This window comes from Rhizobium sp. BK379 (assembly GCF_014193955.1).
Lineage (GTDB): Bacteria > Pseudomonadota > Alphaproteobacteria > Rhizobiales > Rhizobiaceae > Rhizobium.
The window spans coordinates 1-13,264 of record NZ_JACIAD010000002.1; the positions used below are offsets into that span (position 1 = coordinate 1).

The 13,264-nt window shown below is 58.0% G+C and carries 10 protein-coding genes and 1 tRNA gene; 5 read left to right on the plus strand and 6 right to left on the minus strand.

What is annotated here, in order from left to right; all coding sequences use genetic code 11:
- Nucleotides 1-17 precede the first annotated feature (17 nt).
- The 5 genes from FHT93_RS11000 to FHT93_RS11020 all read left to right on the plus strand — a co-directional run bounded on the left by FHT93_RS11000 (nucleotide 18) and on the right by FHT93_RS11020 (nucleotide 3,759).
- A tRNA-Met gene (locus tag FHT93_RS11000) sits at nucleotides 18-94 on the plus strand.
- A 346-nt stretch (nucleotides 95-440) separates the two neighbouring features.
- Nucleotides 441-926 carry a DUF305 domain-containing protein gene (locus FHT93_RS11005; RefSeq protein ID WP_113146703.1) on the plus strand — a complete coding sequence of 162 codons (486 nt, stop codon included), beginning with the start codon at nucleotides 441-443 and terminating at the stop codon, nucleotides 924-926.
- Between the two features lie 12 nt (nucleotides 927-938).
- Nucleotides 939-2,396, plus strand: coding sequence for a YncE family protein (locus FHT93_RS11010; RefSeq protein ID WP_183847613.1), 1,458 nt, complete (start codon nucleotides 939-941; stop codon nucleotides 2,394-2,396).
- Nucleotides 2,397-2,458: 62 nt separating this feature from the next.
- Nucleotides 2,459-2,986: an RNA polymerase sigma factor gene (locus FHT93_RS11015; RefSeq protein WP_018114885.1), complete on the plus strand. Its 528-nt coding sequence runs from the start codon at nucleotides 2,459-2,461 to the stop codon at nucleotides 2,984-2,986.
- Nucleotides 2,983-3,759 carry an anti-sigma factor gene (locus FHT93_RS11020; RefSeq protein ID WP_183847614.1) on the plus strand — a complete coding sequence of 259 codons (777 nt, stop codon included), beginning with the start codon at nucleotides 2,983-2,985 and terminating at the stop codon, nucleotides 3,757-3,759. The genes FHT93_RS11015 and FHT93_RS11020 overlap by 4 nt, the downstream gene beginning before the upstream one ends.
- 52 nt (nucleotides 3,760-3,811) lie before the next feature.
- On the opposite strand, the gene FHT93_RS11025 is transcribed toward FHT93_RS11020, so the two are convergent.
- The 6 genes from FHT93_RS11025 to FHT93_RS11050 form a co-directional block, all read right to left on the minus strand.
- Nucleotides 3,812-5,458, minus strand: a complete 1,647-nt coding sequence (locus tag FHT93_RS11025) for a GNAT family N-acetyltransferase (RefSeq protein ID WP_183847616.1) — start codon at nucleotides 5,456-5,458, stop codon at nucleotides 3,812-3,814.
- A gap of 136 nt (nucleotides 5,459-5,594) precedes the next feature.
- The gene (locus tag FHT93_RS11030; RefSeq protein ID WP_018114882.1) at nucleotides 5,595-6,083 is read right to left on the minus strand and encodes a hypothetical protein; all 489 of its coding nucleotides are present in this window, start codon (nucleotides 6,081-6,083) and stop codon (nucleotides 5,595-5,597) included.
- An 80-nt stretch (nucleotides 6,084-6,163) separates the two neighbouring features.
- A complete protein-coding gene (locus tag FHT93_RS11035; protein ID WP_018114881.1) occupies nucleotides 6,164-7,513 on the minus strand; it encodes an HlyD family type I secretion periplasmic adaptor subunit in 1,350 nt (449 codons plus the stop codon).
- Nucleotides 7,514-7,518: 5 nt separating this feature from the next.
- Nucleotides 7,519-9,786 carry a type I secretion system permease/ATPase gene (locus tag FHT93_RS11040; RefSeq protein ID WP_183847618.1) on the minus strand — a complete coding sequence of 756 codons (2,268 nt, stop codon included), beginning with the start codon at nucleotides 9,784-9,786 and terminating at the stop codon, nucleotides 7,519-7,521.
- A 22-nt stretch (nucleotides 9,787-9,808) separates the two neighbouring features.
- Nucleotides 9,809-11,869 (minus strand): hypothetical protein, encoded by a 2,061-nt coding sequence (locus FHT93_RS11045; RefSeq protein WP_183847620.1) that lies wholly within the window; start codon nucleotides 11,867-11,869, stop codon nucleotides 9,809-9,811.
- Between the two features lie 137 nt (nucleotides 11,870-12,006).
- Complete coding sequence (locus tag FHT93_RS11050; protein ID WP_183847623.1) at nucleotides 12,007-13,014, minus strand: fibrinogen-binding protein; 1,008 nt, start codon at nucleotides 13,012-13,014, stop codon at nucleotides 12,007-12,009.
- Nucleotides 13,015-13,264 lie beyond the last annotated feature (250 nt).

Genomic DNA, 13,264 nt, shown 5'->3' on the forward strand with positions numbered 1-13,264 from the left:
AAGGGATTTGCGCTGGACGCGGGGTGGAGCAGCCCGGTAGCTCGTCAGGCTCATAACCTGAAGGCCGCAGGTTCAAATCCTGCCCCCGCAACCAATCATATAGCCCGCATCCAAGCGGGCTTTTTTTGTGCCACGAGGTTCAACGCCTCGAAAGCCGCCAAAACTCCCAAAGCTCCCAAAGCCGACGCAGCGAAACCAAAATCTCCCCTCACTTCCGGACGCCGCGAAGCCGGCCAACAAAACAAACAAATAGCCCGCCACCCGGCGGGCTTATTTATTGGCGATTGCTCCACCGAAAAGCGCCCTCCTCATCGAAGCACCCTGACCAGCCGTAGAATAAAGACCTTCTGCTCGCGGAAAAATATCCAGACCAATCGGAATAAAACAACAGTGCTGTTGTCTACGTTCATGAAACCGCTCTGCATGAAAAAGGAGCCCGCATGAACGTCTTTCCCCGAAAAGGATTCCTTCCGCTGGCAGCGCCGATCTTCGTGATCCTGTCCGCTTCTGCCTTTGCCGACGACCCTGCATCCCATCAACATGCCACCTCCGCGGTTACGGAAGAGGCCCCGTTTCTGTCGGAAAATGACGCCGCCATGGCGAAGATGATGAACGACATGGCGGTGAGACCGACGGGCGACGTCAACAGGGATTTTGTGGAGATGATGATCCCTCATCATCAAGGGGCGATCGATATGGCGCAGACCTATCTGCGCTACGGCAGCAATGAGCAGCTCAAGCGCATTGCCCAGGAAATCATCGTCGATCAGCAGCAGGAAATTGCTGCGATGCGACTGGCTCTCGGTGATCCTCTTCCGCCTTCGGATCCGGCGCCAACTCAAATTCCCCCGCAAACTCCCGTTCCCTCCGGCGCCGGCATGTCGATGATGCCGGCCATGGATCCGAATATGAAAATGGGCAACTGAAAGGACCCTGTCATGAAGTCTAGCCTTCTCGCCCTCAGCCTTCTCGCCGGCACGATGCTGGCGCCCTCAATAAGCTTCGCCGGCCAGGCGCCGGGCGCGGTCTCCGATCCGGATATCCCGGTCAGCAGCAGGGATCGCGTCTATGCTGCCGAACAGTTCTCCAATACGGTTTCAGTTACTGATCCATCCACAAACAAACTGCTCGGCGTCATCCGTCTCGGCGATCCGCAGCCCGGCAATCTGAGCCCGCTCTATCGGGGGCAGGTCCTGGTCCATGGCATGGGTTTTTCGCCGGACCACAAAACGCTGGCCGTCGTTTCGATCGGCTCGAATTCGGTGACTTTCATCGACACGGCCACGAATACGGTAAAGCACACCACCTATGTGGGCCGCTCGCCGCATGAGGCATTCTTTACACCCGACGGCAACGAAGTTTGGGTCACCGTTCGCGGAGAGGATTACATCTCCGTCATCGATGCGCATACTTATGAGGAGAAGATGCAGATCAAGGTGCCGGCTGGTCCGGGCATGCAGATCTTCTCGCCGGACGGCAAGTACGGTTATATCTGCTCCTCGTTCAACCCTGAGACCGTAGTCGTTTCCGTCGCCGATCACCAGATCGTCGGCCACATCAAGCAGGAAAGCCCTTTCTGCCCCAATATTGCGGCAACGCCTGATGGCAAGCAGGTCTGGTTTACCCTGAAGGATACCGGCAAGACGCAGGTCTTCAACGCCGAAGCACCCTTTGATCTCATAAAGACGCTCGATACCGGGCCGATCACCAATCACGTCAACATCGTTCACAATGCCAATGGCGACTTTGCCTATGTCTCCGTCGGCGGACTCAATCAGGTGAAGGTCTATCGCACGGATAACTTCCAACAGGTCGCGACAATTCCTGTCGGCAATCTTCCGCACGGCGTCTGGCCATCAGGCGATGGTACGCGCGTCTATGTGGGTCTCGAAAATGCCGATGCGCTTGCAGCAATCGACACACTGACAAACAAGGTCATCGCGACGATACCGATCGGCCAGGCGCCGCAGGCTGTCAACTATGTCCCCGATGCAGTCCCTGAGGGCGATGGCATGCAGAATCTCCAGCCGCTTGGCATCGCCGGCCAGGTGGCGCATCTTGCCCTGCACGCACCGAAGGCAAGCCAGGGCGACGTTGCACCAACGAGTGTCTCTCTTTTCGACCAAGGTCTGTCACAGGTGCTGCAGGCATCCGTGACCGGCCTGCAGCCCAAGAAACCTTATATCCTCGCACTCTCCACGCGGGCTGACAGTTCTGGCGATCTTCAACCCTTGGCGTCATTCATGACAAACCCGGCCGGTTCGGCGATCGTCAATGCCGTTGGCCCTATCCGGCAGATCGTCCAGAGCAGCGAGAAGGCTGAGCGCCGCTATCTCGTCATCACCGCCTCGGGGGATAAGGGGCCAGCCGAAGTCGTCCAGGTCGAAGCGAAGTAAATCCCTCTCGCCCGCCGCCTGTGATAGGGTGGCGGGCGAAAGCTCCTGAAGGTAAGCCTCTCATGAGTGATATTCTGCAGCTTGTCGAACCGATCATACCGGCGCTCCGCCGCTACGCCCGCGGATTGCTGAAAGATGCAACGGCAGCCGACGATCTCGTTCAGGATTGCCTGGAGCGGGTCATTGCTCATTGGCATCATCGCCGAAACGACGATCCGCGCACCTGGGTATTCGCCATCCTTCATAATCTGGCCGTCAACCGGTTGAAGCAGAACGCACGCCGTGGCGAACATCTGCCCATTGAGAAGGTGGATGAAAGTGCGTTTGCCCGCCAGCCGACACAGGAAGACAGCCTGATGAGCCGCGATATCCTTCAGGCGCTGGAGCTGCTTCCCGAAGAGCAGCGCAGTGTGTTGCTGCTGGTATCGGTCGAGGATCTGTCCTATTCGCAGACAGCCGAGGTCCTGGCCATCCCGATCGGCACCGTCATGTCGCGTCTGTCGCGCGCCCGTGAGCGGCTAAGGCAGATGTTGGAGAACCCCGGGCAGGCAACACAGGGGGCAGCCGCCCATCTTCGGAGAATAAAATGAGCGTAAAACCGATCACCGAGGATGATCTCCACGGATTTGTGGACGGTGCGCTGGATGAGGCACGTGAAGCCGAGGTTTGCGCCTATCTTGAAACCCATCCTGATATCGCCGCGCGAATCGATAGTTACGGCAGGCAGCGGCTCGATTTGCGGACTGCGCTCGGCGCCATCGCCGAAGAACCGATCCCGAGCCGGCTGAACCTCAGCCATCTGCTGGAAGCGCGCAAGCCGGGCCGGCTGCCCTTTTGGCGTATGGCGGCTGCCGCTGTCGTTCTTCTCGTCGCAGGCGGTTCAGGGGGCTGGATGCTGCATGGAATGTATCGGCATCCAGGCGAAGGCATAGTGGCGCTCGCTGATGAAGCAGCCGACAGCTTCGCCACTTACGCTCCCGATAAAATAAGGCCGGTCGAGCTTCGTGCCGACAATATGGCCGAACTCGTCGACTGGGCGACGGAGCGCATGGGCCGCAAGCCGGTAGTGCCGGATCTCTCCGGATCGGGCTATCGCCTGATGGGTGGCAGGATGATCTCGACGTCGCATGGTGCCGGATTGATGCTGATGTATGACGATGATCGGGGAACGCGTCTTGTCGTGCTGACGCGGCCCATGCTCGCCGATCAGAACAAGCCCATGGCGCCGCATGCTGAGGGAAATGTTGAAGGCTGGAGCTGGGCATCCGGCGGCATGGGCTACAGCCTCGTCGGCGCCCTGCCGGCCGATATCTTGCATCCGCTCGCTGATGATATCAGGCACCAGACCGAGATGGGTGCCTGAACTCTGCAGGCCCGAAGCGTTGCGGCTTTGAGCGACATGCTTGCCAAGGATTTTAGTGCATACGGGGGCGGCGTTTTTCGCCGCCGCGTTTTCGCGGCAGTCCCATCATACCTTGTGGGACCTGCTCGTCGGCTGCCAGTGCTGCATTATGCTGGCGTAGGCGCTCGAGCGCAACGGAAGCAAGCTGGGTATAGGGAATGGCTGCCGGATCGTCGGTATGGATATCCTGGATCGCCGCAAGGACTGTCTCAGCTTGCGTCAGATGGCGAGCTGCGATGAGCGCGATACCCTCCTTATAGCGGGCCTGTACCACATGGGGCGCCTGCTCGCCGACGCGACGGAAGGTCACGACCGCATCCTCATAGAGCTTCAGCGCCAGTTGCGTATCTCCAAGGCGAAGCGAGATCGGCAGCGGCTCGGCGGTGCGCTCCAGCAGCGACTGGTAGGCGGCAAGGGCTTCGGTCAGCTTCCCCCGGTCGAAGAGCAGGTTGGCAATGCCGAATTCGGCGCCCACATGGCCCGGCGAGGATTGAAGAACCTGGGTGAAGATAATCTCTGCCCTTCCTTTTTCGCCCTTTTGATACATTTCGAGCGCCTGCTGGTAGGCATAGTTGACGCTGCGCGGATGCAGGACGCCGCCGAGATTGTGTCCGTTGCGGGTCCTGAAGAGCGTATAACTGATCCGTCGCTCGTCAGCGCCGAAGGCATATTTGTAAGCTTCGTTTCCGCGCAGGAAATCATAGAAACGGAAGCCGTCCTCGATGGCCCGGCGGATGCAATAGCCATGCAGCACCAGACCGGGAGATGGCGTCCTCCAGTTCTCGTCACGGCCGGTGATATAGAAGAGGATCGTCTTTTTCGGGCGGTCGATGATGTTGGCGAGGACGCCGAGCGGCTGTTCACCGAACCAGAAGACCGGGACGTCGAGCGTGCCGCTCCTGAAGCAGTCCATCAGCATTTCGCGGGTTGAATTGATGAGCCGCTCCGTTCGCTCCGCTCCTTTGCGCTCCGTCCACCGCGTGCGCCAGAAATCGAACAGAATGCCAAGGTCCCGATCGATGGTGTCGGGCGTCGCCATGGTGATCCGGTAGCCCTCGTCGCCATCGAGCTTGCGCAGGAAGCGACGCAGCTTCTGGCGCGTCTGACTGCTCATCTTCTGCTCCAGATAATCGTCCCAGCTCTCCGGCAAAAAGACGACCGGGCAGATCGTATTGTCGATATTGTCTTTGCTGGTCGGGGCATTGTCACGAAACATGACGAGCGGCCCCTGCAGCGCCGTGATCATCTTCTCCCGGCGTTCCGCCGGCCCGCTGAAATGTTCCAGCCGAAGATGCGTCCAGTTCTGCTGTTTGAGGTACGCCGCAAAGCCGTCAATGGCTTTTTGCTCGTAGCCGGGCATGACAAGGAGGCCGGTATAGTCGGCCGAATAATTTCCGCCCATGACGATTTCGTCATAGAAAAGCCCGCTCTGCTCATCGAGTTTGGTCAGCAACCTGAGCGGCAAAAAGGCGACGTAGCGAGCATCCCGCTGCCGCTCGCGCAGCGCCAGGACAAACCAACGGCCACGGTGCGCAAGAAAGTCTTTGAGCCATGTCCAGGAGAGGAAATGTTGGGCGTCCGGATCGTCCCGATAAACCTGATCCCAGTTATCGCGTACGGCATCGAAGCCGGCTACCGTATCAATGATATCGATGCGCATGCCCCCTCCCAATACTCCATACGTAATTCGGGAGAATCCAGTCTAGTGAGAAACATCGATCTTCAAATAAACCGTCCGGGTGATTCCTTGGGACGAAATCGGATTAGCCCGAAGCGATTGTTTTCAGACAGCAATATCAGAGCGCCACGATCCGCGGGCTTGCGTGGATGAAGGCCCAAAGCGCCTTGCTGATATTGACGATCTCAGCAATCGATTTCTCAAGAAGCTCGATTTCCCGGTCATTCATCTGCTCGATCTTTCCGTAGCGGATTTCCTTGTCGTCCTCCACCAGGCGCATGAGTTGCGTGCTGGAAATTTCGCCCTTCTCATCGAAGGAATAGATGCAGTGATTGTATTTGTTGCGCATCTTCGATTCCTTCTTCAGGCGCGACATGGCCGAAAGAACGGCCTTGCGGTCCGCAGCCGGAGTCGAAGGAAGCTTTGCGAGACGCTCGACGAGATCGATGCGCGCGCGCGTCGTGTTGAGTGTCAGAAAAACAACCACTGCAGCTTCCTTCTCCACGTTGAGAAGATGGGCGATAATATAGATCAGCAGGCTTTCTGTATTCGTCCAAACATAGTTTAGCCGGCCAACCCTTAATAACACATCGGACATGGCCGTCATGCTGAACTCCCTCGGCTCAACGTTGATGATACATGGATTATATCAGATCATTTCGTTGAGTGCTTCGGCCATTTCTGTGTTTAACGCTCCTTGAATGCGCGCGACATGCTATCGGCAACTGGCTTGCTCAGATATTCGAAGAAGGTACGCTCCGAGGTCTGGATCAGCACTTCGGCCGGCATGCCGGGAACCGGGTGGAAATTGTGAATGCGGGCAATTTCAGAGTCGGGAATTTGCACACGCACGATGTACACGTCCTTGACGGACAAGCCGGAATTTTCCTCGACCGAATCTGCCGAAACATAGAAGACCTTTCCTTCCAGGACCGGCGTCGTGCGTCTGTTGAGGGCAGTGAGGCGGATCGCCGCCGTCTGGCCCTCGTGAAGCTGATCGATGGAGGTACGCAATACCTGCGCCTCCAGGATCAGCGGCACATGGGCCGGCAGAATCTCCATGATCGGTTTTCCGGTGGTGATAACACCGCCGGCAGTGTGGTAATAGGAGCGTACGACCGTACCTGTCACAGGCGAGCGGATGACCGTACGCTCCAGGACGCCGGTTGCTTCCCGGGCCTGTTCGCGAACGCTGTCGAGATCGGATTCGGCCGTCTCCAGCGCATCGAGTGCCGCCTGCTTGTTGGAATTGACCGCAATGACTGCCTCCTGGCGGAATTTGGCGATTTCTGCCTCGCTCTCGTTCAGCTCACCATTCAGGCGCGAAATATCGCCCATCGCATCGGCGATGGCGCGCTCGATGGCCAGTAGATCGGTCTTGCGCATATAGCCGACCTTGACGAGTCGCGCCTTGGAGTCCCGCTCGTCCGATAGCAATGACAGCTGCCGCTCGAAGGATTCGCGCTGTCCCTTGTAGCCATCGAAGCGATATTCCAGCGACTTGATGTTCTTCTCGATAAGGTTCAGCTGTTCTTCGAGTTTGACTCGCTTGCTGTGAAAGACCACGTTCTGGCTCTGGATAATCGCATTGACGTCCGGATCGCTGGCCTCTGCCATGACGATCTCGGGAGCCTTGAATTCATTTGTTCCCTGTGCTTCCGCCCTCAACCGCGCCACAACGGCCTCCAGGCGCAGACGCCTCAAGTTCAACATGCGTTCGTTGGTCAGGGCGGCTGTCTGGTCGAGCGTCAGCAGTACGTCGCCTTCCTTGACGGTTGCGCCTTCGCCAACCATCATTTCCTTGATGATGCCGCCTTCAAGGTGCTGGACAACCTTGTTGTTGCCGGTCGCAACGAAACTGCCCTGGGCAATGATTGCAGAGGCAAGCGGCGCGGTTGCGGCCCAATATCCAAAACCGCCAAACGAAGCGAAAAGCACCGTTAGGCCAACGAAGCTGTGCAGACGGATCGACCGCGGCACGTCGCCATACCACTCGAGCTGCGCTGGGCCGGCCGTTTCCTGTTTCTTCTTTCCCATGGCCGTCACCCTTCGATACGCGGGGGCTGCTGGCCGTTGCGGCCATTGCCCTTTGAGATTGCCTGCAGCACTTCGGTACGTTCGCCGAACATGGCGACCGTGCCGTCCTTGAGGACCATGATCTTGTCCACGCATTGCAGAAGCGCCGGGCGCTGCGTGATCGTGACCGTCGTGATCCCCTGTTTCTTGGCGTGGATCAGCGCCTTTGCCAGCGCGGCTTCGCCCTGCGTGTCAAGGTTGGAATTGGGTTCGTCGAGCACGACGAATTTGGGGTCGCCGAAGAAGGCGCGGGCCAGTGCGATGCGCTGCTTCTGGCCGCCCGAAAGCGGCGCGCCGTCGGCGGCGACGACGGTTTCGTAACCCTGCGGGAAACCGGCGATCAGCTCGTGCACGTCGGCCAGGACAGCTGCCTCGTAGATCTGCCGGTCTTCGACGTCGTCACGCATCCGGCAGATATTTGCCTTGATGGTTCCTGGAAACAGCTGCACATCCTGCGGCAGGTAGCCGATGCTTTCGCCGAACTGCCGCTGGTCCCAGTTGCGCAGATCCATGAGGTCGAGGCGGACATTGCCCGAGGTCGGCAGGATTGAGCCCACCAGCATCTTTCCGAGTGTCGTCTTGCCGGAACCGGAATTGCCGATGATTGCGAGCGATTCACCCTTCTTCAGCGAGAAGGAGATGCCGTTCAGGATCACCTTCTTCTGAGGTGGAGGGACGAAGAGGACTCGCTCAACGTCCAGCCGCCCTTCCGGATTGGGAAGTCGCAGGCGCGGGAAGTTGAGCGGCGAGGTGAGCAGCAGGTTCTTGATGCGGCCATAGGCGGCGGCGGAGCGGTTGAACTGATGCCAGCCTTCGATTGCCCCTTCGATCGGCGCCAGCGCGCGGCCGGAAATGATCGAAGCTGCGATGACCATGCCGCCGGTCAGTTCGCCCGATAGCGAAAGATGGGCACCCCAGCCCAAAAGACCGACCTGCGTGATCATGCGGCAAGCCTTGGAAACGCCGGTGAAGACGATGTTGCGGTCCTGCGCCTGCACATGGGATTTCAGCGAGCCGGCCGTTTCCCGGCCCCACATCTTCACTGCCTCCGGAATCATGGCGAGCGCATTGATGATCTGCGAATTGCGCGACATGGAATCGAGATGAAAGTTCGCGCGGCTGAGATAGCTGTTGGATTCGGCGAACTGCTTGGCGGTGAGCTTCTGGTTCAGGAAGGCGATCAGGAACAGGACCGCGCAGCAGACCATGATGATGATGCCGAGATGCGGATGCACCAGGTAGACAACGATCACGAAGAGCGGCATCAACGGAGCATCCAGGAAGGCGATCAGCGTGCCGGACGTCAGGAAGCTTCGCAGCAGCTGAAGATCCTGCAGGATCTGGTAATCCTTGCCGCTTCCATGCAGCGAGGCGCGAGCCGCCGCGCTGAGGATCGGGGCGCCCAGCTGGACTTCCAGTTCCACAGCGGTCCGCATCAGGATGAAGCGGCGGACAGAATCCAGGAAAGCCTGTATGAGGACCGCGCCCACCACCACGATCGAAAGCATCACCAACGTGTCGATCGAACGGCTGGTCAGGACGCGGTCCGAAATCTGGAAGAGGTAGAGTGGGATCGCCAGCAGGAGCACGTTGATCGCGACCGTGAAGACCATCACGATGGCGAGGTTGCGCCTGATGACCGCGATACCTCGCGCAAGGCTCAAGGCGAAATTCACCGGCTCGCTGCGCTTGTGGAAGCCGCTGTTTCCGCCGCCGCCACCGCCGCCACCGCCACCGAGATCCGGTTCCTTGCCGCCACCGCCACCGTCCCCAGTCCGCGGGCGGCGCTCATTTTCCTTCAGCGGACCGGTGTTGCCGTCGATCGTCTTGGCAAAGGGAATATCCGGCTTGGCCTTCATCTCGTCGGCGTCACCAAGCGCCCGCCGTGCCTCGATATCGGGCATCGTTCGCAGTTCTTCGCCGGACTGCGGCTTTATTTCTGGTTCTACGGTATCGACGGCGGGAACATCATGACCGGAAAGCTGCCTTTCAGATCGTACGATAGGCATCGCTTGCACTTCGTTCACTTTCTCTTCGGCGACAGTGCCGGCTTCATCTGGATGGGAGGGCGCCGTGTGTGTCAGTTGGCGAAGATGATCCACCGCATCATCGATTGCCGAAACGCAGGCCTGCGTCATGAAATCCTGAGGATCCGCCGCTGTGGGGGACGGCTTGTCGCCACGCAGATCCAGCGCGCTGCCATTGGCAAAAATCTGTTTTGAGATCTGGTTCATCGTGGTCTCTCCCAATACCAGGTCACGCGACCACGACTTGCATTACATCTGAGGGGTGGGCGGACGACCATGAAAGGTCATGGCCGCCGTTGATGATGCCATCGCCACTGTCCGTGCCATGGGGACCATCGTCATCGAGAAAGGCAATGACTTCATTGGCAAGCTTTGCGCCTGCCGCCTCGGGCGCAGTGGCATCGTGTTCTATGATCCCGCCTTGGATGAGAATGGCATCGGAATAGAGCTGGCCGGCAACGTAAGTAGTATTGCCGAAGCTGTCATAGTCGACGATTTGAGCGATATTGGCGACGGTATTGCTGCCCGTATCGATCGTGATCACGGCGTCCTGGTTATTCTTAAGGAGCTCGGCTGCTGCCTGGGTCACGTCGTCGGAATCTCCGAGCACGGCGACCTGTTTGATGATGGTCATGTCGAAGAGATTGCCGGTAATGTAGAGAACATTCAGGCCGACATAGCCCTGGAAATTGAGATCGGTGGACAAGCCCTCAGGCATTGACGGATCGCGCTCCAGAATTCCCTTCTCTGCCTGATGCATATAGTCGGGCATGGTCTCGAACCGGTCGTTGGCCCCGACATTGTGGATCGCTGCAAAGTTCCAGATGAGATTGTTGCCGGACTGAACGGTGGCATTGCCGTCCGCGCCGTCCTCGGCGCGAACCCAATCGTTGTCGTAGAGAAGTGAAATCTGCGTGATGCTATTGATGTCGTAGACACTGCCGCCGACGATCACCAGATCGTATTGCAGGCCCATCTGGAAGGACGACGAGAAATTCAGTGTCGTATTGCCGCCGGTCAGAACGGTCGTTTGCGAGCCGCTCGTCGTGACGGTCATCGTGTCGTTATCGCTGACGAAATGATACTGCTCGATCCAGTTTACGAAGGATACGTCGCCGTTGACGATGCTGACCCGCCAGGCCATCGGAAAGATGGGGTCGCCATGTGCATCGACGGTCGTCTCCGGTTGGGGCGATTGATACGTGCTGCGTTCAAAGCTGGCTATATTGTAGGCCGTGACACCGGCGTCATCGGCAGCATCGGCCGAGGAGTGGAACATCGAGGCGATATCGTCATCGTTGCTGTAGGCGTAAACCTGCGTGATGGCATCGATCTGGTGATAGTCGCCCATGATGGCCGTCACGGAAGAGATTACCGCGGTATTGATGACGGAGGCTATATTTGCGACGAGGTTTGCGCCGGCAGTGACCTCCAGGCTGCTTGAAGCCGGGTCATGCTGCTCGACCGAGGTCTGGGTTTCGTCGGGATCTTCCGGCAGTTTGGCAAGGCCACGGTCCGGCAGCAGATCGTCCAGCGCCGGTATTTCTGAAACAAGCTTGCCGTTCATGTGGGTTCCGGTGATCTCGGACCCCGCCAGGACGAAATCATGCGCCTGGTCGTTTGGATTGTCTGCCGGCGGTTCGTTCGTTCCGAGCGATGTCTGGCCGGAATCCTTCACCACCTGAATGTAGGATTCCATATCGTTGGCGATATGTTTGACACCTTCGAAAGTGTCGGTCCGTTGCAGACTGGCAAAGCGAGTGAATATTTCGGTTTGGTCATTGAACTCTGCCAGCCGTTCGGTGACGAAGCTGGTGTCCCGGGGGGCATGGTAGCCATCCGTCATATCGAGATAGTCGTCGTCAAAGAGGACGTTGACCTGCGTAGCGTATCCGATCACCGATCCGGGGCCATTGAAAACCTGCAGCTGTTCGTCGTCCTCGACATTGATGTCCTGCGGACTGCCGAACCGAGGCAACGACGACACATCGCGGTGCGCAATCTCGGAGAGCTTTTCGATGCTTTCCTCGAAGGGGCGGCCGAAGCGGCGGGCCCCACCATAGACGATCTCATAACTGACGCTTCTGTAGTCGACGTCGGGATCGTAGTCTTTGAGCATGAGATCGGAAGCGAAGGCGGGAGTGTTGGCGACGAGGTCGTCGAGCGTGGGCTCATTTTCAACAGGACCCGTGCCCGCGGTCAGCTCTGCACGCAGTCTCATTTCTTCGGTCGTCGTTTCGAATATGCCGATGAAATGGGCGATAATTTCTGAGAATTTCTCGATTTGCATTGCCTTGGCCCTCCCTTTCGAAGAAACGACCGGCCATGCGATCCCCTTCTGCTGGAGCCGCGCTGTTCGTCAATTCGCACGCAAGCATTCAAACTGCACCGGCGGAAGCCGGTGCAGTCTTTTCTTGGTCTTGGAGGTCAGTGTCCGCTGGAATCTTCGCCGACATCGGAAACATGCGAGTTACCGCCGATGACGCTGGAGTCCACTGCGTTGCTGAGCATGTTCGCGCCCTGAACGAGCTCCATATGGAAGCCCGAATTGGCAAGAATTGCCGAAGCATCTGCCGTGGAATTACCTGCGACGTCATCACCCGCCTTGAGGTCCCAGCCCTTGCTGTCCATATCCATGCCGTCAGCACCGTTCGCCGTGCCGGCATTCGCACTCAGGTGGTTCTGAGCGCCGCCATTCTCCATCGTGATGTTCCAGGCCTTATCCTGGTCTGCGAGATGGTTGGCTTGGACAGTGCTGAAGACGGAATCGGCGCCTTCGCCGGAGAGCGAGCCGTTGAGGATATTGTCGATGTTGAGGGTGAAGGAGAAGTCATCCCCGATGTCGAAGGTGAGGTCGTGGCCGGCTACGCCGAGGTTCCCGAAGTCCTTGACATCATCAATAACGGCGAAGTCTGTGTCCGTTTTGTTGAAGCTGTCGCTGGTATTGTGGCTATCGGTGGTCGTCTTGGTATCGGTATCCGTAATCGTCTTGATGTCGGTGTCGATATCCGTGTCCGTCTTGGTGGTCGTGTCGTTGTCGGTGATCGTCTTGATGTCGACGTCGTCGTCACTGTACGACTTGGCGTCATAGCTCCAGTCGTAGTCCGACTTTGTGGTCGTCGTCGTGTCGTTATCGTTGATGTTGGTCGTCTTGATGTTCGTGTCGTCGTCCGACTTGTAGCTCCAGTCGTAGTCGTTGTCGCGGTTGTCGCCGTTGTCGGTCTTCACATCGAGATCGACGTTTGCCTTGACGTCAACGTCCGTGCTGTTGTCGGTGTTGTTGCGATTGTCACCATTGGCGATGCCGCCGACGTAACCCGTTGAATTATCATCTATTTCTGTTGAATTTATAGCGCTGGAAAGGCCATCGGCCAAGGCGCCCACCTTGACGGTGTCGTCATCAGAGCCCGGCCCGGGCTTGGGGTCATAAGGCATTTCGGTTTCCTCCAGAAAAAAACTGGAGCAGCTTTCGAAGTCCCTCTCATCTCAAATGGGATCTTTGCTCGCGCTTGCTCCAATACGTTAATGTCGGCAGATGGACACGGTACCTTTTCATCTGCAGCCTCATCGTGATTTGTTGACCAAATTCTGTATTGGGATCGTGCTTACTCAGTACAAAGACGCACTAATCCAGTCCCGGACTCGATATGAGCGCGAGCAAGGCATTCGAACTTCTTTTTGAGTT